The organism is Sphingobacterium sp. 1.A.5, from assembly GCF_002734235.1.
Taxonomy (GTDB): Bacteria; Bacteroidota; Bacteroidia; order Sphingobacteriales; family Sphingobacteriaceae; genus Sphingobacterium; species Sphingobacterium daejeonense.
On sequence record NZ_PEBA01000062.1, the window covers coordinates 1 to 615 of the forward strand.

Below are 615 nucleotides of genomic sequence, written 5' to 3' on the forward strand. Positions count from 1 at the left end.
TGCATTTTCAGATGTTCCCACAAAACTGGTTACCTTAAGCCGTTGTTTGAGGTGCTTGAAGAAGGTTTCAATCTCCCAACGTTCTTTATAGAGCGCTGCTACGGTGGCTGGTTTCCAGGAGAAATTATTGGTCAGGAACTCGTATTCCACGTTTTTGGTGCTGTCCCAAACGCGAACCAAACGCATCTTCTTTCCTGCATACCTTTGATTGGCAAGTCCGTCAAGCTCAACAAGCTGATCTTCAAGGATCCCGCCAGTACGAAGCTCTTCGCTCTTTACCGTTTTCACTAGTGTGTATTTCATGTTGGATTTCGCTCGGGTGACAAAGAAACAGCCGGTGCTGTCCAAAACGTTCATCCAGGCATAATCCACATAGCCCCGGTCTACAATAACCACGCAACCTTTGGGAAATGACATCGACTTAGCAATTTTGGATTCATGCTGTTTGCCATCTGTAATATGGACGAAACTTGGCATACAGCCATCGTAATCCAATACGGTGTGTAACTTCACCGCTCCCTTGGCACTACGGAACTTGGCCCAATCAAATACACTCAAGCACAATGGAATAACGGTAGCATCCATCAAAAACACCTTACGTTGTAATCTTCGCAA

Annotated in this window: 1 protein-coding gene; it reads right to left on the reverse strand. The window is 45.5% G+C overall.

What is annotated here, in order from left to right:
- Window positions 1–615, reverse strand: a 615-nt coding sequence (locus CRT24_RS16855; RefSeq protein ID WP_180269164.1) for an IS4 family transposase, incomplete at both ends; no start/stop codon positions are given.